This window comes from Myxococcus sp. CA033, from assembly GCF_013336625.1.
Taxonomy (GTDB): domain Bacteria; phylum Myxococcota; class Myxococcia; order Myxococcales; family Myxococcaceae; genus Myxococcus; species Myxococcus llanfairpwllgwyngyllgogerychwyrndrobwllllantysiliogogogochensis.
Genome location: NZ_JABUMU010000016.1, coordinates 192,112 through 211,334, shown reverse-complemented (window position 1 = coordinate 211,334; position 19,223 = coordinate 192,112). Strand labels below are relative to the sequence as shown.

Below are 19,223 nucleotides of genomic sequence, written 5' to 3'. Positions count from 1 at the left end.
CCTCTAGTCCTTCAACGTGAGGCTGCTCCCACCGTAGCCCAGCACGGTCGAGGCAGAGTCGCTGGTGACCGAGACGCCCAGGCCGCGCGCGAGGGTCTCCGCCAACGGGGGGCCATTGCGCGGCCGCGTGAACACAGCCAGGTCCATGCCGGTCAGGGGGGAATCCGGGCGCCGGAGCCGCTGGTTCAGCATCGCTTGCTCGCGCTCGACGACGCGCAGGCACCGGCGCTCAAGGGCGAACGCGCTAGCAGCGACGCTGGCGAGTTCGTCGCGGATGGACTCCGCCACGACCTTATCTCCCGGCAGCCCGTGCGCGAAGAGCTCGGCCAGTCGCCGCCGGCTCGTGTCCTGCTCGGCGGGATCCAGCTTCGCCAGCTCGTCCAGCGAGGTGCCCTGTGGCGTGCCAGGGAACGCCTCGCCGATGCGCGCGAACAACCAGCGGCTGAGCTTGATCTCTCGCTGGTAGGTCTCCACGAGTGGGAAGTCGTCGCGGAGCAACGGGTAACGCGCGACATCGATCGGCGCCTCCACGAACTCTTGAAGCGCGGTGCGCGGGAGGTGTCCGGCGAACGCCACCCGGAGCCGTTCGTGGAGCAGCCCCTGGGTCGCGCCGAGGAAGCGGACCACCGCTTCGACGCGCTGCCCGAGCAGGCCGTAATCGATCGCGGCGTCGAGATCGCCGAGGCGCGCCGCGATGTCGGGCTGGGCCTCAATGGGTGCCGGGGCCGCGCCAATCAACACCTGCATATATTCATTGATCAGCGCCGGCGGCCCGGCGCACACGCCATGCGGACCATTGAAGACCGCGTGACGCTCGGCATAGTCCACGATCGTTTGCACGGTGACGGGCTGCTCGGGGGCGTCGCGCACCAGGTCGTTGGTGACCAGGCGAACTCCGTCGATCAGCCGGAACATGGCCGCGAGCCCGCTGTCGAGCTCTCCGTTCGGCACGGGCTGGTTGCCCCGCACCATCACGTACCCGACCGACGCGAGCGTGCAGACGACCATCATGTGGAGTTCGCCCGCGGTGAGCACGCCCGGGGTCCGGGGCGGCATGCGCGCGAAGAAGGCCTTGCGGAACTGCTCGGTCAGCGAGAGCAGGTCCGGCCACTGACGCGCCATGGCCTTCATCGCGGTCACGTTCATCGGGAGTTCGTTCTGGTACCGGCTCCCCGCGTAGTGGCACTGCTTGCGCACGGTCGGGAGATCGAGGAACAAGGTGCGCGGTCCGACGTTGTTCTCGCCCACTTGCCGGCCGTCACCGTCGACCGCCGGATGCGCCACGCGGTAGACCGGTACGACGACCTCGAGGTTCGACAGCTCCAACGCCCGTCCGTACGCCTGTTCGGTCAGCACGGGGCAACGATTGTCGTGGGCGCTGAACGTGAGCGGCTCACGCCCGGCTGGCACCTCACCCAACCGCTCAGGGTAGGACACCGAGGTGCGGCCCGTGGGCGCATCCGAGACCCGCTTCAACACCCCCTGTTCGATCAATGCCTCGAGCAGGTCCCGCATCGTGTCCCAGGAATGGGGCGCGCCGTCCGACCACGCCATGGCGTCGGAGGCTTGAAATTGCTCGACCTGGAGCAGCTTCTCGCCCACGGGCGCGATGTCCGGCTCGTCGAAGATGAGCTCCACCTCGCCATAGAAGAGGTGCAGGACCTGCTGGCCATTCCCCGCGTCGATCCGGTCGTGCGTGAGTCGCCTTCGATGGGGAATGTAGAGAATCTCATCCGCTTGTAGCTGTGCCATGGCTTCTCACTCCCGATTCAGTGTGACGTCGCGCGACCAGGTGCCGCCGAGCGAACGATAGACCGCGACGCGATGGTTGAGCAGCAGCCGCTGTGCTTGCAGACTCGCGCGCTCCAGCCCGACCAGGTTCGTCAGGGCGGAGAGCACCGTCAGGTAGTCCGAACGCCCCTGCTCGAAGAGCCGCCTCGCCTCGTCCAGGAGCCGCCGCCCGAGCTGGACCTGCGCGCGCAGGGCGCGCAGGCTCGTCGCCCCGGTCTCCTCCTGGACCACGGCATCCTGCACCCGTCCGATCGCGGTGTTCAGCGCGAGCTGGTATTGGACGTGGCGACGGTGGAGCTGGATCGGCAGGCGCATGTGCTCGGTGAATCGCCTTCCATCGAAAAAGGCCCAGGTCAGGTTCACGCCGACGACGGACTGGTGGAGGACCGGCTCCGAGAGGCCGACCTTCGCGGCGCCCACGCTGCCCACCAGTTCGATTGTCGGAAGCCAGCTCGCCCGGTTCGCGTTGATGCGGTGCTCGACCTCGGCGACGCGCAGCTCCTGGAGCCGCATCTCCGGCGTGTTCGCGTTCAGGTCTCCTGGCGTTCCGAGTCTGGGCGGAGGCGGGAGATCGGGGAGCTGTCGCTCGAGGGGAACGATGTCGTCCGTGGGATTGGGGACCCGGCCCAGCAGCGCCTTCAGCTCCGAATTCAAGAGCGCGCTCCGGGCGGAGATCAGCGGCACCTGCGCTTCGAGGTTCAGCAGCAACTGCTCCTGCTGCAGCACCGCGAGCCGGGGCGTGAGTTGCTGGTCGAACCGCGCTTGAATCAGCCGCAGCAGCTCCTTGTTGTAGTCGATCTGCCGCAGCGTGAGGTCCCGGAGCGCGCGGGCCTCGAGGATGTCGAACCAGACCTGGGCGATCCGCTGCGCGAGGTCCTGGACGCGGGCCTCGGTGAGCTGCCGCTGCTGCTCGGCGAAGTTCATTCCCGCGCTCCGCTGCGCGGCGAGGTTTCCGAACAGGTCGACCTGGTACCTCACGCCGACATCGGCGGTGGCGATGCTGTACCTGGCCCGGGTTGCCGGCGCGGGCGGAACGATGGCGACCACATGACTCAGCCCCGCCGGGTTGAGGACGCCGACCTGGAGCGGGTACCACCAACCTTGCGGCACGTTGGGGTCGAGCTGGTTCTCGTAGATCAGATCCCGCACGTCGTGCAGGACCAGGCTGTTGGCGAAACACTCCTGGATGGCCGTGTCGAGCGCCGGATCGGCGAACGCCGACCACCAGACCTCGTCCTGGGCGACGTGCTCGGCGGGCCGCGAGGGTGCGCCCTCCTCCTTCGGCGGCCGAGGGCTTGGAGCCCCACCCTCGGGTGCGCTGGACGGTGGAGGCGGCTCGGTGCTCGGCTCGACGGAGGTCGAGTAGCTGCCTGGCGCCTGAGGCGGTGTGACGACGACGGGACGGATCAGCCCACAACCGGAGCAGGTCGTCGCGAGGAGTGCGAGCGTGAGTCGAAGGCTCATGGGTGACTGACGACCACGAGGGCTTTCGCGTGGTTGAGGACGCAGCGCTGCGCGACCCGCATGGTCTCCGGGTCGAGGGAGGCGAAGCTCTCGTCGAGGATGACCAGCTCGACCCCCTGCAGCAGCGTGCGCGCGATGTAGAGCCGGCTCTTCTCGCCGTGCGAGAGTTGCCAGCCGGTCTCGCCGATCATCTCTTCGAGGCCGGCGGGCATCTTGGCGACCAGTTCGTCCAGCCCGAGCTCCTTGCACAGCGCGGCGGCCTTGGTCCGCAGCTCGGGCGAGGTCGGCCACTCGCGCCCGAGCAGGAGGTTGTACGCGAAGCTGCCGGACAGGACGTGGTTCTCGTGGAACTGCGGCGCGGCGGTGATGCGCTTGCGCCAGCCCGAGGAGCCGAACGTCGCGCGGTCCAACGCGTGCAGCAGCATCACCCCGCCCTGCGGCGTCCTCATGCCCGTGAGCAGCGACACCAGCGTCGACTTGCCACCGCCCGATGGGCCCTCCAGCAGGATGCGGTCGCCCTGCGCGATCTGGAATGAGCAGTTCTCGAGCACCGGCCGGGTGCGCGCGTCGTGCCGGAAGGTCACGCCCCGCGCCTCGATGAGGTTTCCGCCGGCGGCGTCGGTGGGCTTGCCTCCCTCCATTTCGAGAGGGACTTTCGATTCGAGCTCGGGGCGGCCCACCGCGAGCAACAAGTCGCGAATCTGCTCGAACGACACCGCCGCCTGGGAGACCTGCTGGAAGAAGACGGAGACCTCGTCGAAGGCTCGCAGCGCGAGCAAGATGCCGCCCACGGACACCGCCAGCGCGCTGGGATTGGCCGTACCGCTGGCGAACGTCGGCAGCAAGGTCAGCAGGGCGAGCACCAACCAGCCGTCGCGCAGGAGCGCGGTCAGCTGCATGGTCCGGCGATCCATGACCTTCGAGATCTCGGAGTAGGAGCTCAAACGGACGTCTTCGCCATCATGCCAGCGCTCGAGTGGGAGCTGCGCCAGCCGCGTTCGGTGGCCGAGCATGCGCTCGAGCAGATCGTGGGTGATCTCGACGCGCGCGCCCGACCACTCCCGCTGGACGCCGTAGTGGCGGCGCGCGAGGACGAACGCGACCACGACCCACAGGACGAGCACCATCGCCTGGGGCCACCCTCCCGCCCCGAGCACGAGGATGACGCCCGCCAGCACCAGGTCGACGAGCGACAACACCGCGAGCAGGGCGCCGCCGACCGCGAGCTGCTCGACGACCTCGGCCTCGGCGACGCGGCCGAAATGGCGGCCGATGCCGTCGAGCCGCACCTCGTCGGGGGTCAGCTTGAGGGTTCCCGCGAGGAGCTGCTGCTTCAGCAGCGTTCCGAGCCGGATGGAGAACACGCCCTGCCACCACACCTCGAGCATGCGCAGCGGAATCGCGCACGCGATCACGGCGATCCACCCCAGGAACCAGCCGGTCTCGAGGTGGGCCTGGAGCGCGGCGCGACCGAGCAACCAGAACGAGGCGGCCAGCACCAGCGAGAGGAGCGTGTGGCTCACGAGGATGCCGGCGACGAGCGACGGGATGTCGCCGAGCAGCGTCCGCCGGCTCGCGGTGCGCCTGGGGCGCATGATCCAGCCGGTGCGCAGCTGCGCCTGGCCGAGCCGCTGCAACAGCATCTGGGAGCGGGCGTGCTCGCGCGCACGGGGCGACATCTCCACGCCGCCGAGCAGCTGGTCCACCTCGGCGACGGTGGCTTCCTGCTCTTCGCGCAGGAGCGCGAGCGCGCTCTTCGTCGGGACCAAAACCGCCGTGGCGTCGCGCGCGAGCAGGCGCAGCTTCCCGCGCCGCATCCCCAGCAGCACCAGATAGGACGGGACGCCGTCTCGCCGGACCTGGAGGATGCAGGGCGCGGCGCGTTCGAGGACGTCGGGCAGCTCGCTGTAGAGCGGCGTGATTGGCTCGAGCTCCACGCCGAGTCGATCTCCGAGCGCGAACATCCAGACCCGGCTCGGCTCGACGGCCGCCGCGGGCGGGGCGATCTCACCCGCGGCCCTGCCATAGCCTTGCCTCTGCGCCAGTTGCTCCAGCGCGTCGGGCAGTCGCTCGACCGGCCACAACAGGTCGGAGTTCGAGCGCGTCATCCCACCAGCTCCAAGCCGCCCGCGGCGGGCTCCGCGACCGGCGTCTCCACGGGCTTCGGCGCCGGCCTCTCCACCAGTTGGCCGCCCGAAAGCCACCAATGGCGCCAGTGCCCACCGCCCCAGAGCAGCGTGCGATTCTCCTGGTCGGCGCGAAGGAGCACGGAGTACCGCGACTCCTTGTTCGCGAGCAGCACCTTCGGCGGCCCGTTCTCGAGGATCCGACCGTTCTCGACCACGAGCACGCGATCGAACTCCTGGGTGTGCTCGACGTCGTGGGTGACACAGAGGAGCGTGATGTCCGCCCAGAGCCGCCGGGACTCAGCGAGGAGCCGCGCGCGCCGGTCGCGATCGAGACCGCGAAAGGGCTCGTCGAGGATGGCCAGGCGCACGCCGGAGCGAAGCATCGCGCGCGCCAGGCGCACGCGCTGACCCTGGCCTCCCGAGACCAGCCCTCCGCCTTCGCCCAACGATGTCTGCAGCCCGTCTGGAAGCGCCTCGAGGATGTCGAGCATCTCGGCGCCCTTGAGCGCCCCAGACAGTGCCCAGCCGTGCGCGCCATCGTTGCCATACCGGAGGTTGTCGATGAGGCTCTGGTTCCAGAGACTGATCGCCGGATCCACCCAGGCCGTGGTGCGCCGCAGCCGCTCGACAGCGGCCTGATCGAGCACCTGCCCGTCGACCTTGATCTCGCCGCGCGCCGGCCGGAGCCAGCCGAGCAAGAGGCCGACCAGCGTCGACTTGCCTGCTCCAGAGACACCGACCACGGCCACGTGCTCGCCGGGGGCGATGTTCAAGGAAACCTTGTCGAGGATGGTGTGACCGCCGCCTTTCACGCGGACCTTCTCCATCACGATCGAAACGCCGCTCGCGGCGGCCGCGGGCGCGACAGGCTCCTGCACTGGCGCCTCGGGCCGGGCCGGCGTCTCCTTGATGTCGCCGATGATGTCGAGGAGCCGGCGAACCCGGTTCATCGCATTCGGGAACGCGCGGCTCAGCACCATCAGCCGCTGGCCGAGGATGGGGAATCGCAGCGCCCAATAGACGACCAACAACACCAGCGATGCCCGCTCCGTGCCCGCGAGGTACGAATAGACAAGCAGCATGACGAGGCCGTAGCTCCCCAGCATCAGCCCGCCTTCGAACCCGACCGACAGCGTCTGGATCCAATAGCGCGCCTTGGTCCAGCTGACGAGCAAGGTCTCCTGCGCGCGGCGCAGCGACCGCTCGGCGCCGTGGATCCGGATCGGCGTGAGCCCGACGAGCGCGTTCAGGGTGAATCCACTGAGCGCGCCTGAGTGCATCTGCACGCGCAGGTCGGGCTCGAAAAGCAGCTTCTGCGCGACCAGGGGCACGATCAGCGTGACCGCCGCGAGCGCGAGCACGATGTGCCATGCATACGGTGCGGCCCAGATGAGCGCGGCGGTGATGCTCGCGACCTCGAGCGACAGGATGACGGCCTGCGCGAGCAGCTGCGGCAGCGACCGCATCGCCTGGATGTTGTGCGTGCGAGACGCCATGTCGGAGGCGAGCCGGCTCTGGAAATAGCGGTCCTCCATCTCGGGGAGCTTCTCGAAATACGCCTTCCGCAGCCGCACCTCGAGCCGGCGGCCGATGCCGAGCAATCCCAATGAAATGGGGATCTGGATGACCATGAAGCAGAGCGCGACGCCCGCGAGAACGGCCATGCCCGTCGCGCGTTGCGCGAACGTGCCGAGGTCGCGCCCCAGGTCGAGCACGCCCCGGAGCATCAGCGCTTGCAGGATCCGCCCGAAGGTGGCGAACACCAGTCCCACCGCAATCAGGCCCGGAACGACCCACGAATCTTCGCCTCGCAGGCGGAGCAGCGTTCGCGCCGGGCTCACCTGCCTGGCGACGAGCTCCGTCGCCAGGCTGCTCGCGAGCACGGCTTTCGGCGCGTCTTCGCCCGCGCTCGAAGCCTCGCGCCAACCGCGAACCCGCATCAGCACCGCGCCGGTCATCGACACCTCGCCCTCCACCTCGGGGTTGGGGCGAGCGGACCAATAGGCAGCGGGAATGGGCACTTCGCCGGAAGCGTCCTTCGCAATCATGGATTGCAGCAGACCCGCCGCCGTCCGGCCTCGCCGGACAGCGCCCGCGCGGATCATCGCTTCGGACGCCCGGCACGCGGCGTCGAGCCTGGCGATTGACAGATACCCGGGGTCCTCGAGCGCCCGGGCAACCAGCTCCCGCGCCTGCGTCGCACCCAGGTCCAGCAGGCGGCGCTCGAACGTCGCGACCGCCTCCTCGGACCCGGCCCATTCGCGCCAGCCGGCCGCCGGAACGGACGTGGTGTGCTGGTACAGGTGGCTCTGCAGCGTCGAAATCCGGGTCCAGTGACGGCCCGCCGCCGGGTCCATGACCTGGATGAATGGGCCGACGCGCTTCCACAGCACCACGAAGTGCGGCCGTCCTCCCGCGCTGAGCGTGACGATGATGGCGGGGAGCGCCTTGGCTTCAGGGACCACCACGTGATCAAGCGGAAGCATCACCTCCTCGGAGTCGAGCCCGAGTTGGTTCGCGACTTCATCCAAGGTGACGATCGAGGTGCCGTCGACGTCCGTCTGACACACTTCGCGAAGGACGCGATAGTTGAGCTCGACGCCCATTCCCGCGAACAGGCTCTTGAGCGAAGCGGGACCGCAGTCCGTCGCCGAGATCTGGATCACCTCGGGAATGATCGAGCGCCGGACCCTGGGAGAAGTCATGGTCAGCGGGCCTCGGCTTCGGGCTGAAACACGGTCACGGGCGGTTCTTCAGGCTGCGGATTCCATTCGCCGAGCGCCCGCATCAGCAGCGCGACAGGCGACGCCCGCGCGACCTCGACCTCCACCACCAGGGTCATGCCGTGGCGGAGCTGGATGCGCGGATCGTCCGGCGGTGCGAACTTGAGCTCGACGCGCACCGTACCGGGGATGGCCTCGGGCGTGGCTGTCTGGCCGGGCTCGGTCCCGACGGCCGTCACCCTGGCGGGGACCGTCCCGTAGATGGTGTTCGGGTAGCCGTCGAGCTTGAGGCGCGCCGTCTGGCCGGGCTGAATCAATCCGACGACCTCCTTCGGGAAACGGGCGCGCACCCGCACCTCGGCATTGCTCGCGACGATGGTTCCGACCCGCTGCCCATCGGCGATGAATGCTCCCGAGCCGAGCTCCGCCACGTCGACCAGGTGGCCCGTGGCCGGCGCCCGATACAGCTTCCGCTCAATCTGGTACTCGAGGCGGTCGATGGCGCCCCGGAGCTCCCGGATCCGCCCCTCGGCGCCCAGCTCCTCGCGCTCGAGTCCGAGCAGCTGCGCGGCGAGGGCTTGACGGCGCACGTTCTGCTCGCGCTGCAGTCGGGTGAGCGCCAGGCCCTGCGCCGTCTGCGCGAAGCTGAGCGCGTCGACATCGGTCTTGCGCTCGAGCTTCTCCATCTCCGAGACCGCGCCGGTCGGGCTCTTGATAGCCAGCTCCGCGCGTTCCACCGCGAGCCGGTGCCTGGGCACGAGCTCCTGCGCCCTCCCCAGCACCTCCTTGACCGCGACCTCGTCCACCCGTGCCGTCAAAGCCGCCTCTTCGCGCTTGTTGGTGATCTGCTGGCGGATGATGGCGAGTTCCTTCTCGGTCGCGGCGAGCGTCGCCTTGCTCCTCTCGAGTTCGAGGCGCTCGGCCCGTGCGTCGAACTCGATGAGAGGGTCGCCTTCCTTGACCTGCTGGTCGAGTTTGAGCATCGAGAGCACGACCCTGCCCGCGCTGGGCGGCTCAATGCGATGGACGGCGTTGTGTGGCTCGATCCGAGCCTGTGAGCTGGCCTTGACGAGCGGGACCTTGGCGAACAGCGACCAGGCGATGAGCCCGCCAGCGCACAACACCATCAGAGCGACGAACACGAGGCGCGTGTCCGACTCGTAGCTCAGGGAACGAAGGGTCCGCTCGAAGGGATATGCCATGGTCCGCGAACCAAAGTCGCCTTAATGGTCGCGCCGTGTCAACACCTCGGCCACTGCTTTGTGATTCACGTTCCCCTTGGCTGAATATGTGCACATCGATGCGACGCGGGACTTCGCCCGCATCGCCGCAATGCGCCACACGTCTGAAGAAACTACTGTTCCTTGGTTCGATTTGACATCCAGTTTCGAGTACACGTAGCGTGTGACTAGAAAGGAGGCACGACATGAAGATCAAGCTCCACGTTCGCGGCGGCCCCAAGGCGCGCGCGTAGTCAGTCGTTTTGACGCCTGCTGTCGAAGCTGGGCGTCCCTCGTTTTCGATACCAGAGGGGGGGTTGATGGGGAGCTTCCATCAGCCCCTTCTCTCATTTCTGGCAACGTCTTGACCTTGCAGGTGCTCGTTCCCGCCAGGTTGCTCCAGAACCTCTCAGGTGCTTGAACCGGATATACCAGGGCGCGCCTGAGTGGCTGTTGTAGCAGTCTCGGGGCTTCCCAAAGTGGGGCGGCACCTCAATCCCAACTCCGCAAGTTGGGCAGGCTCGCCCGCCATTTTCTCCCTGCTCCGCCGTGTGCCGCAGCAGCATTGATGAGCAAATCGGCCTGCTTGAGCTGACTTGGCACCATCATCCTCCGACCTGCTGAGTCAGCCACCCTCGGCACGGAGATTTTGAAGGGTTCAGGCAGCAGCGGCCACCGCTGCCTGGGCCTGGGGTCCGCTCGCCCAAGCCTGGTGCGGGCGCGGTCTGGAGTGCACCGCCGGCGGACGCGGGCACCCTCCTTGTTGCGCGTTCGCGCCCACCGGGCCACCCCCCCGTTTCAACAGCGCCTCCTTGACCGCGACCTCGTCCACCCGTGCCGTCAAAGCCGCCTCTTCGCGCTTGTTGGTGGTCTGCTGGCGGATGACGGCGAGCTCCTTCTCGGTCGCGGCGAGCGTCGCCTTGCTCCTCTCGAGCGCGAGGCGCTCGGCCTGTGCCTCGAACTCGATGAGAAGGTCGCCCTCCTTGACCTCCTGGTCGAGGTTGGGCAGCGAGAGCACGAGACCCTGCCCGCGCTGGGCGGCTCGATGCGATGGACGGCGTTGTGTGGCTCGATCCGGGCCTGTGAGCTGACCTCGACGAGCGGGACCTTGGCGAACAGCGACCAGGTCATGAGCCCGCCGGCGCACACCGCCATCAGAGCGACGAACACGAGGCACGTGTCCGACTCGTAGTTCAGGGAACGAAGGGCCCGCTCGAAGAGATATGCCGGGGTCCGCGAACCAAAGTCGCCTTGATGGTCGCGCCCTGTCAACACCTCGGCCACTGCTTTTGATTCACGCTCCCATTGGCTGAATACGTGCACATCGATGCGACGCGGGGCTTCGCCCGCATCGCCGCAATGCGCCACACATCTGAAGGAACTATTGTTCCTTGGTTCGATTTGACATCCAGTTTCGAGTACACGTAGCGTTCAACTTGAAAGGAGGCACGACATGAAGATCAAGCTCCACGTCCGCGGCGGCCCGAAGGCGCGCTAGTAGTCAGTCGTTTGACGCCAGCTGTCGTATCTGGGCGTCCCTCGTTTCCGATTACCAGAGGGGGGTTGATGGGGATCTTCCATCAGCCCCTCCTCTCATTTCTGGCAACGTCTTGACCTTGCAGGTGCTCGTTCCCGCCAGGTTGCTCCAGAACCTCTCAGGTGCTTGAGCCGAATATTCCAGGGCGCTTCTGGGTGGCTGTTGTAGCAGTCTCGGGGCTTCCCAAAGCGGGGTGGCACCTCAATCCCAACTCCGCAAGTCGGGCAGGCTCGCCCGCCATTTTGTCCCTGCTCCGCCGTGTGCCGCGCCAGCATTGATGAGCAAATCGGCCTGATTGAGCTGACTTGGCACCATCATCCGCTGACCTGCTGAGTCAGCCACCCTCGGCGAGTACCTCGGCACAGAGATTTTGAAGGGTTCAGGCAGCAGCGGACGCGGGCTACCTCTCGTTTCAAGGTGGCCTTGGTGCCAATTCGCCTGTCCAGGCCTTGGCGGGTGAGCACGCTGATTTCAATCTCCACCGTGTTCAGCGTCGTAACGGCGGGCTTGCCAGGCATGGCCGGCGGGGGCGTGCGCGCTTCTCCAATCAACTGGTTGGGAGCCTCATCGAAACAGACCACCTGCTGCCAAGGCTTGAGCCTGAGGCTTCTTCTTGCGTTGGCACCAGCCTCCGTAGGCACACGCCAACTTCGTAGGTGGCGTGTAAACGAGGGCGGGCCCCTCGCCCGTTTCCAGGCGCACGACGCGCGGGGTCGCCGAGCCTGTTCCCAGAAACACCAGCAGCAACACCATGCCCCGGTGCCGCGTCATGCGCCCCTCCGCGCCATTGCTTCCGAAATCCATGGAGTAGCAGCGCGGATTGACCGCTCCGCGGCCCCCGCCGCGCGGGTCCCCAGCTTTATCTCCGGGAAGGCAAGGACCCAACACCACGAGTACGGCCGGGCTGCTCAGGCCCCAGGCGCGGCAAGGTCCTCTGTTCCTCATGCCACCAGGGAGGAAAGGACTCCCGGTCCGGCACAGAGGTCCACTTCCGGAAGGGCCCTGTACCCGCCCCGCGCTCTGAAGCCCGACGGAGGCAACATCCTGGTCGCCTGGTCGCTTCGAAGTTCTTGCGGTGACGCGACGCTCCCGATATACGGGCCCTCACTTCACGGCCAGGTAGCTCACCTGGTTAGAGCGGCGGTCTCATAATCCGCAGGTAGTCGGTTCAAGTCCGACCCTGGCCACTGCCCCGGAGTCACTTTCTGAGTGATTCCGGGGCTTTTCTTTTTTCGTGGCACTGGGACTCCCCCAAGGGGCCAGCCCCACGCCGGAGCGGCTCAGGCGCCGTAACCCGTGGACCCCCGCAGCACGACGACCGTGCGCGTCGCCGGGTAGGTTGAACGCGTGGCAGTTGTGGCAGGGGACCTCCTGCGTCGCGAGCCACGCCTGGACCTCGCCACCCACGGCGTAGGCATCAATCCCCGCCAGCAGTGCCGCCCCGTCACCGGAGTCGTTCGACGACAGCAGGAGGCTCTGCGCAAGCCCCGCCCGGTCCGTCGCGATACCCTCCGTGAACGTCGGGGAGTCCTGGTACCGCATTCGAGCCACGGAAGTCGAAGAAGCGCGGATACACACCGTGTAGCTCGTGGCCGTCCCCGTGAAGGTCTCCACGGAGATGAACAGCGGCAGGCCCGACAGGCCCCATACAACCAGACACGCAACCAACAGCAACAGGTTGCAAAGCCTCATCAGTCCGCTCCAGGCGGTTGACTCAGGGAATAAACAAGAACGTGACCATCCGGCCACGAGACATGCCAATCCCGTCACACCCGCGCGAGCACCGATTCGCTGTCGGATTGATACACCCTCGGAAAGCAGCGCCGGCCCGAACCCAGGGCCGACGCCTCACGACCTTCAGCTCAGGAGTCGTAACCCGTGTAGCCCTGCAGCACGACGACCTTGCGACTGGCCGGGTAGTACAGCACGGCATACTGGTAGAACTCGTGGCAGTTGTGGCAGGGCACTTCCTGGGTGGCAATCCATGCCTGGATTTCCCCACCGCCCGCGTAGGCATCAATGGCCGCCAGCACCGCGAGGCCATTGCCGTAGTAGTTCGAGCTCAGGAAGATGCTCTGGGACAGGCCCGCGCGGTTGGTGAAGATGCCGTCCTCGGGGAACGGCAGGCCCTGGTTCAGGTCCGCCACCTTGGCCAGCACCGCCTGGATGGTCACCGGAGTCGCGGGGCACTGCGGGGTGATGTAGGCATTGATGGTGTCCAGATAATGCCAGGCACCACTGTTGGAGCCGGCATTCCAAGCCACCCGCGCCGGCTCCAGCGACGACGCGTTGATGGCCGTCAACGACAGCGGCACCGCGGGACATACCTTCGCCAGCGACGCGGCGGACTCGTCCGCCTGCACCAGCGACACGGACTCCCGAACTCCCTCGGCGCCAGCGGAGAACGAAAAGACAGCGGCAGCGGCGACGCACACACGACGAATGTTCATCAGTTCGCTCCAGGTGAGAAGTCCGCGAATTACCACACTAATTTGAGAAAACGGATAACAAAGGTGTCAATTCCACCCCGCGTGGTCCGGGCCGTTTTGTTGACGAGTCCCCGGAGCGCCCTCCTAATGCCAGGACAGGTCGGTAGCGGCCTGTAGCAGCCACGCCAGGAGGAACCCCCGATGCAAGATGGAAACGCCAGCCCCCTGAGCCCCGAGCTTCCCGTGTCCCCGGCCGCAGCCGAGGTCTCCGTGGACGCACGTGGGCCCGAGGCCGACATCGTCTCCACCCACGTCCTGGTGCCGGAGGAGCAGGTCCAGAAGCTGCGCGAGCTGGCGCGGCGGACCCGCATCCACCAGAGCGAGTACCTCCGCGAGGCGGTGGAGGACCTGCTCGGCAAGTACGGCCGAGGCCCCGCGAAGGAAGAAGGCCAGTCGTGACGCGTCGGGCCTTCATGCAGCACGGAATGCCGCCCCGCACGCGCGAGCACCTGTCGCCCGCGCGGCTCCATGACGCGGAGACGGCGCGTGGCCCGCGCGCTCGTCCGGCCTCCGAGCGCCCCACCTCCATCCGCGACGCCATCATTCGCTGGTTGGACCAGGAGTTGTAGGACCGACACACCCGGCCCCTGTCTGGAGGCTGGCGACACGCGCGGGCTAGGCTGGCGGCATCCTTTCGCAGGAGCCCCGCACCCCATGCGCTCTCTCATCCTGACCGCCACCCTCGCCGTCGCCGCCTCCGGCTGTTCCACCACCGGTGGCTTCCAGAAGCTCTACCCCGGCATGACGGCGCGGGAAGTCGTAGATGCCATGGGCGAAGGCCCCACCCGGGCCCAGGAGTTCCCCGACAAGTCCACCGCCTGGTACTACGGCGAGGACCGCTGCGTGCTGATGCGCGACGACAAGCTCGTCTCCAAGGCGACGTCGAAGGAGCGCGTCGCGGTGGACACCCCCGTCGTCTCCATCCGGGACACCGCCAAGGCCTGGTGCGCGCCGGACGGCTACGCCGACGAGGGCCGCAGCGAGCACCAGGTCGACACGCCCTTCGGCACCATCAAGCGGAACATCGACCCGTCGGCGCCCTGAACAAGTCCAGGGAGCGCTCCCGCGAGGACCTCGCGGGGCTCACGTCGTGGGAGCCGCGGCTTCGCCTTCCTTCTCCAGCTTGCCCGCGATGTCCTTGAAGGACAGGTGGCCCAGCGACATGAGGAGGATGCCGAAGCCCACCGTCTGCGCCGTCTGCGCGAACCACATCACGTTCGCGTAGGCCAGCCCGCTGGCATTCACCACGGAGGCGGGAAGGAAGAGGCTCAGGCCCACCTTGCAGGCCGCCTGGAACGTCCCGACCATGCCGGGCGCCGCCGGAATCATCACTCCCACCACCAGCACGCACAGCACCACGTAGGCCTGGAAGAGCGACAGCTCCAAGGGCTGACACGCGGTGCCGGCCGCCACGCCCGAACAGTCGAAGGCGTTCGCCAGCAGCATCATCCCGAAGCCGTTCAGGCCCCAGTAGCCCAACGTGAAGAGGAAGAAGTAGACCACCTGCTTCGCGTCCGGCAGCTGCCGCATGGCGCCCACGAAGGTGTCGACGATGTCCGCCACCTTGTCGGCCAGGCCCGGAGCGAGGCGGCCCACCGTCGCGCGCACCAGACGCACGGTGCGCTCCTGCTGCCACAGCCCGACGAGGAGGAAGAGCAGCCCCCCGCCGAACACGGCGAACATCAGCCACGAGCCCAGCTTGACGTAGCGGACCTCGGGCGTCTCGTTCGGGACGAAGAAGAGCAGCACGCGCATCGACGAGGCGACGAAGAGGCCGTCGACGATTCGCTCCAGCACCACGGACGTCATCGCCGCGCTGCGGCGGATGGAGCTGCGCTGGGCGATGAGGAAGGGCCGGGCGAACTCCCCCAGGCGGAACGGCAGCACCAGCAGCATCATGAAGCCGATGCCGGACGCCTCGTTCAGCTTGCGGAAGGGGATGCGCTCCATGCCCGACAGCAGGCTCCCCCATCGCAGCGTGCGGAACACGTGGATGGCGAGGAGGCAACCGAAGTACGGCACCAACCAGACGTAGTTGGCCGACTTCAGGCTGGCGAGTTGGGTGCCCCAATCGGTGTCCCGAAAGGCCCACCACAGGAAGAGGACGGTGACCAGCAGACTGGCTGTGAGCTTGACGGCGCGTTTCACGGCGGCCGGGTATACCGTCAGTCCTGGCCGGACTCCAGCGACTCTCCCACCAGAAGGCGAGACGGGTTGCCCCGGAGGAGGCGGCCGAATGCCTCCTCCCCTGCCCTGCCCTTGAGCTCCTCCAGTGCCCGACCGAGCCAATCCCGGGCCCCGACGGGGCCGTGGAGGTCCGTGGCAGCCACGGAATAGAGGCCGTCGTCCAGGAAGGCCCGGGCCAGCTTCTTCGCCGTCGCGCCATAGCGGCCGATGAGCGCGCCCACGTCGAGTTGGAGGTGGGCGCCCGAACGAACGGCGTCGGCCGCGCGCCCCTTGCGCTCGAACTCCAGGCACCGCTCGGGATGGGCGATGAGCGGCACCACGCCCTTGGTGCGGATGCGGAAGAGGATGTCCAGGAGCGCCGGGACGGGCGCGGTGTAGGGCAGCTCCACCAGCGTCACACGGCCCGCCCCCAGCATGCGCGCCGAGGGCGTTCCCAGGCCGCGCAGGAAGGCGTCATCCAGGATGTTCTCCGCGTTGCGGCCGAGCGACAGCGGGATTCGCTCCCGCTCCAGGGCGGCCTTCAGCTCGGCGAGCCGGGCCTCCACGACGTCGACGGGCGCGTACTCGGGGCGCGCGTGAGGGCTGGGCGCCACGGTGGAGAAGCCCAGGTCGACCAGGATGCGCGCCATCTCCAGCGCATCCTCCAGCGTGCGCGCGCCATCATCCACGGCCGGCAGCAGGTGACAGTGCAGGTCGACGAAGCCGCTCACGCATCCTCGCCCTGGCGGTCGGGGTGGCTGCCGGATGGCAGCTCATCCTCCGACTGCTCGGCCTGGCGATCGGGCATGCGGTACTCCTCCCCCAACCACCGGCCCAGGTCCACGGCGCGGCAACGCCGGGAACAGAACGGAAAGGCTGGGTTCTCCGACCGCGGAGGGGAGGGCTTCTTACAGATGGGACAGGGGGCAGTGCTCATGATGGACCTGTCCTTAGATAAGCCTTGACGCTCTCGCGAGCCAGGACGTTTCGTGCCCGCTCGTTCGAGAGGGAGGTCCGCGCCATGAAGGTCATGCGAATCACCGAACCCGGTGGCCCCGAAGTGCTCGCGGAGGAGGAGCGCCCCGAGCCCACGCCCGGCCCCGGCGAGCTGCGGGTGCGCGTCCGGGCCACCGCCCTGAACCGCGCGGACCTGCTCCAGATTCGCGGGCTCTACCCCGCCCCGCCGGACGTGCCCCCTGACGTGCCGGGCCTCGAGTACGCGGGCGAGGTGGAGGCCGTGGGTCCTCGCACGCGCCGCTTCAAGGTGGGCGACCGGGTGATGGGACTGGTGGGAGGCGGCGCCTGGGCGCAGCAGTTGCTCACGCACGAGCGCGAGGCCCTGCCGATGCCAGAGGGGATGGACTTCACGGACGCGGCGGCGCTGCCCGAGGCGTACCTCACCGCGTACGACGCGCTGGTGATCCAGGGAGGCTTGAAGCCCGGCGAGACGGTGGTCGTACACGCGGTGGCCAGCGGCGTGGGCTCCGCGGCGGCGCTGCTGTGCCAGGCCATGGGTGCGCGCGTGGTGGGCACGGGACGCAACGCGGCCAAGCTGGCGCGAGCCTCCGAGTGGGGCGTGGCGCGCACGGTGCTGTGCGAGTCCTCGCCCCCCAGCTTCGCGGACGCCGTGCGCGAGGAGACCGGAGGCCGGGGCGCGGACCTGTGCCTGGACCTGGTGGGAGGAGACTACGTCCCGGAGTCGCTCCAGGCCCTGGCCCCTCGGGGGCGGATGATGCTGGTGGGACTGGTGGCCGGGATGCACACGGACCTGAACCTGGGGCTGCTCTTGACCAAACGTCTCACCATGACGGGCACGGTGCTGCGCAGCCGCCCCGTGGAGGAGAAGATGGCCCTGGCGCAGAGCGCGGAGCGCCACCTGCTCCCCTTGTTCCGCTCCGGCGCGTTGCGCGCCGTGGTGGACGCGGTGCTGCCCAAGGCGGAGCTGCGTCAGGGCTTGGAGCGCATGGCGCGCAACGACTCGGTGGGAAAACTGGTCGTGCGCTGGGAGTGACGGGCCAGCGCGGGACGGCCGAGTTGTCCTGGCCGCCCCGCTCCTGGAATGTCGTGGCGCTCAGCTCAGGGAGGCCCGAGGCGGCCCACGCGGATTCGCCCGTCCGCCGTGGCATAGAAACGCCCGCCACCGACTGAGTCCCACAGGGTCCCGCCGCTGTAGGGATTGTTGTTGTCGACGGCGATGGTGAGCGGCTGGGTCCCCGTGCCAAAGGCAACCGTATAGGTGCTCAGGGCCGGCATGGACACCCCCGCGAACGTGGCCCGGTACCAAGTGTAGGTCGCGCCGAAGGGGCTGCACTGGACTCCCGTATTGAAGACAGACGTAGCGACTCCCGCCACGGCGCCGGCGAAGCCATTGCCCACGCGAATGTGCGCGGCCGTCGGCGCCGCCCCCGCGGCGAAACAGCCCTCCGCGAAGTTCGTCTGCACGTCGATGGGGAAGTAGAACGATTGGGCCACCTGGGCCGTCACCGACACGTTGTGGGTGTGCGTCGCGGGCACGGAGCGGTCCACGTTGGCGTTCGTATGCCAGCCGTAGAGGAGGGCGGCGCCCGCGGCGTCCGGATAGGTGATGTTGAGCGTGGAGGTCGTCACGCCGTTGCACCAGGGATAGTGCATCGTCGAGTTGACGTCATAGAGCGTAAGGGCGCGCCAGTTGTTGTCCTCGAAGCAGGGACTGGGGTTCCGCGTGTGCTCATGACGGAAACCCAGGATGTGCCCCAGCTCGTGGATGAGCACCGTGGCCGTCGTCACGTTGGGCGAACTGGGCGGCGCGGGGTCCAGTCCGGGGATGTTGATGACCAGCGTGCGCGCCACACAGCCACCTCCGGAGGGGAAGAAGGCACACGCGCCGCTGCCCGTCCAAGGCTGCACGGAGAACGTCACCGCGAGGTTGGCATTGGTGCAGTTCGCATCCTGGCTCGCGTCATAGATGAACTGGACGTCCGCGACGAACCGCCAGGTCGCCGCCGCGTTCGCCATCTCATTGACCATGCGCGCCTTGTTCGTGCCAAACGCATTGCTCACGCAGTAGCGCAGGTTGAAACGTGAAGCCCAGGGCCAGATGTCGTCCAACCCACCCACCGTGTTGACGATGAGCGGTGACGTCCGAGTCCCCAGCGGCTCCGGGGCTCCTCGCTCCCCCGAGTCCTCCGCCTTCACATACCGGTCATAACGCTCACGGAGCGCCTCCAGCGACACACCCAGGTCCCACTCGACGATGTAGTGCTCCTTGCCATCCACCACCTGCCGGGCGCTGCGCTGGTACTCCTCCCATGACACCACGCCTCGCGCGGACTCCCCCGCCGGCGGTGAGGCCGACGGTCCTCCGGCGTCCCCCGTCGCCGACCCACACGACCACAGCAACGGAATGACCAACAGCCCCCACCCCATGAACCTCGGCGCTGCACCTCGGACTGGCGTCATGATTGCTCCTCTTTGGAATTGCGTGTCTGGGTACGGCCATATGCAGACTCGCACCTGACAACCACTCGCGGTCAATCGTGGAAGGCCTCTATTCCCTCACGTCTTGGATTGCCAGTTCCACTGGCGTGGCCTTTTGGTGTGAGCGATGGAATCCCGCGAGACATCAACGCGGTGCATCAGTGACGGGTACGTCACGCCCCCCATCCGCGAGACTCCACGCACGGTGCTTGACGGCGTCACGCGCGGCGACTTATCTGAAGACTGAA

15 protein-coding genes and 1 tRNA gene are annotated in these 19,223 nt (G+C 67.8%); 5 read left to right on the top strand and 11 right to left on the bottom strand.

The window, feature by feature from the left end; all coding sequences use genetic code 11:
* Positions 1-3: 3 nt before the first annotated feature.
* The 6 genes from HUA78_RS30400 to HUA78_RS46745 all read right to left on the bottom strand — a co-directional run bounded on the left by HUA78_RS30400 (position 4) and on the right by HUA78_RS46745 (position 10,345).
* On the bottom strand, positions 4-1,752 hold the full coding sequence (locus HUA78_RS30400) for a hypothetical protein (protein ID WP_174477738.1): 1,749 nt from the start codon (positions 1,750-1,752) through the stop codon (positions 4-6).
* A gap of 6 nt (positions 1,753-1,758) precedes the next feature.
* The gene (locus HUA78_RS30395; RefSeq protein ID WP_174477737.1) at positions 1,759-3,255 is read right to left on the bottom strand and encodes a TolC family protein; all 1,497 of its coding nucleotides are present in this window, start codon (positions 3,253-3,255) and stop codon (positions 1,759-1,761) included.
* On the bottom strand, positions 3,252-5,363 hold the full coding sequence (locus HUA78_RS30390; RefSeq protein ID WP_174477736.1) for an ABC transporter ATP-binding protein: 2,112 nt from the start codon (positions 5,361-5,363) through the stop codon (positions 3,252-3,254). The genes HUA78_RS30395 and HUA78_RS30390 overlap by 4 nt, the downstream gene beginning before the upstream one ends.
* Positions 5,360-8,089: an ATP-binding cassette domain-containing protein gene (locus tag HUA78_RS30385; protein ID WP_174477735.1), complete on the bottom strand. Its 2,730-nt coding sequence runs from the start codon at positions 8,087-8,089 to the stop codon at positions 5,360-5,362. The genes HUA78_RS30390 and HUA78_RS30385 overlap by 4 nt, the downstream gene beginning before the upstream one ends.
* A 2-nt stretch (positions 8,090-8,091) precedes the next feature.
* Positions 8,092-9,309: an HlyD family secretion protein gene (locus HUA78_RS30380; RefSeq protein WP_141645601.1), complete on the bottom strand. Its 1,218-nt coding sequence runs from the start codon at positions 9,307-9,309 to the stop codon at positions 8,092-8,094.
* Positions 9,310-9,985: 676 nt separating this feature from the next.
* Positions 9,986-10,345, bottom strand: a complete 360-nt coding sequence (locus HUA78_RS46745) for a hypothetical protein (RefSeq protein ID WP_254623968.1) — start codon at positions 10,343-10,345, stop codon at positions 9,986-9,988.
* 1,632 nt (positions 10,346-11,977) lie between these two features.
* On the opposite strand from HUA78_RS46745, the gene HUA78_RS30370 reads away from it, so the two are divergent.
* Positions 11,978-12,051, top strand: a tRNA-Ile gene (locus HUA78_RS30370).
* 675 nt (positions 12,052-12,726) lie between these two features.
* Here HUA78_RS30370 and HUA78_RS30365 read toward each other — a convergent pair.
* Entirely contained in the window at positions 12,727-13,314 is a 588-nt protein-coding gene (locus tag HUA78_RS30365) for a hypothetical protein (protein WP_174455584.1), read from the bottom strand.
* A gap of 180 nt (positions 13,315-13,494) precedes the next feature.
* Between HUA78_RS30365 and HUA78_RS30360 the strand changes: the two genes are divergently transcribed.
* From HUA78_RS30360 to HUA78_RS30350, 3 genes are all read left to right on the top strand, one after another.
* Positions 13,495-13,752, top strand: coding sequence for a ribbon-helix-helix domain-containing protein (locus tag HUA78_RS30360; RefSeq protein WP_141645598.1), 258 nt, complete (start codon positions 13,495-13,497; stop codon positions 13,750-13,752).
* Positions 13,749-13,922 carry a hypothetical protein gene (locus HUA78_RS30355; protein ID WP_174455571.1) on the top strand — a complete coding sequence of 58 codons (174 nt, stop codon included), beginning with the start codon at positions 13,749-13,751 and terminating at the stop codon, positions 13,920-13,922. The genes HUA78_RS30360 and HUA78_RS30355 overlap by 4 nt, the downstream gene beginning before the upstream one ends.
* Positions 13,923-14,007: 85 nt before the next feature.
* The gene (locus HUA78_RS30350; RefSeq protein WP_141645597.1) at positions 14,008-14,397 is read left to right on the top strand and encodes a hypothetical protein; all 390 of its coding nucleotides are present in this window, start codon (positions 14,008-14,010) and stop codon (positions 14,395-14,397) included.
* Positions 14,398-14,436: 39 nt separating this feature from the next.
* Here the strand turns inward: HUA78_RS30350 and HUA78_RS30345 are convergent, their stop codons facing one another.
* From HUA78_RS30345 to HUA78_RS30335, 3 genes are read right to left on the bottom strand one after another with little or no spacing between them, the layout of a single operon-like run.
* Complete coding sequence (locus HUA78_RS30345; RefSeq protein WP_141645596.1) at positions 14,437-15,501, bottom strand: lysylphosphatidylglycerol synthase transmembrane domain-containing protein; 1,065 nt, start codon at positions 15,499-15,501, stop codon at positions 14,437-14,439.
* A gap of 17 nt (positions 15,502-15,518) precedes the next feature.
* Positions 15,519-16,250: a CpsB/CapC family capsule biosynthesis tyrosine phosphatase gene (locus HUA78_RS30340; RefSeq protein ID WP_174462529.1), complete on the bottom strand. Its 732-nt coding sequence runs from the start codon at positions 16,248-16,250 to the stop codon at positions 15,519-15,521.
* Complete coding sequence (locus HUA78_RS30335) at positions 16,247-16,456, bottom strand: DNA gyrase inhibitor YacG (protein ID WP_174455586.1); 210 nt, start codon at positions 16,454-16,456, stop codon at positions 16,247-16,249. Before HUA78_RS30335 ends, HUA78_RS30340 begins: the two co-directional genes overlap by 4 nt.
* 84 nt (positions 16,457-16,540) lie before the next feature.
* Here HUA78_RS30335 and HUA78_RS30330 point away from each other — a divergent pair, with 84 nt between their 5' ends.
* Positions 16,541-17,530 (top strand): NAD(P)H-quinone oxidoreductase, encoded by a 990-nt coding sequence (locus HUA78_RS30330; RefSeq protein ID WP_174477734.1) that lies wholly within the window; start codon positions 16,541-16,543, stop codon positions 17,528-17,530.
* A 65-nt stretch (positions 17,531-17,595) separates the two neighbouring features.
* Here HUA78_RS30330 and HUA78_RS30325 read toward each other — a convergent pair whose 3' ends face one another.
* Positions 17,596-18,957, bottom strand: a complete 1,362-nt coding sequence (locus tag HUA78_RS30325; RefSeq protein ID WP_254623967.1) for a M57 family metalloprotease — start codon at positions 18,955-18,957, stop codon at positions 17,596-17,598.
* Between the last annotated feature and the right edge of the window lie 266 nt (positions 18,958-19,223).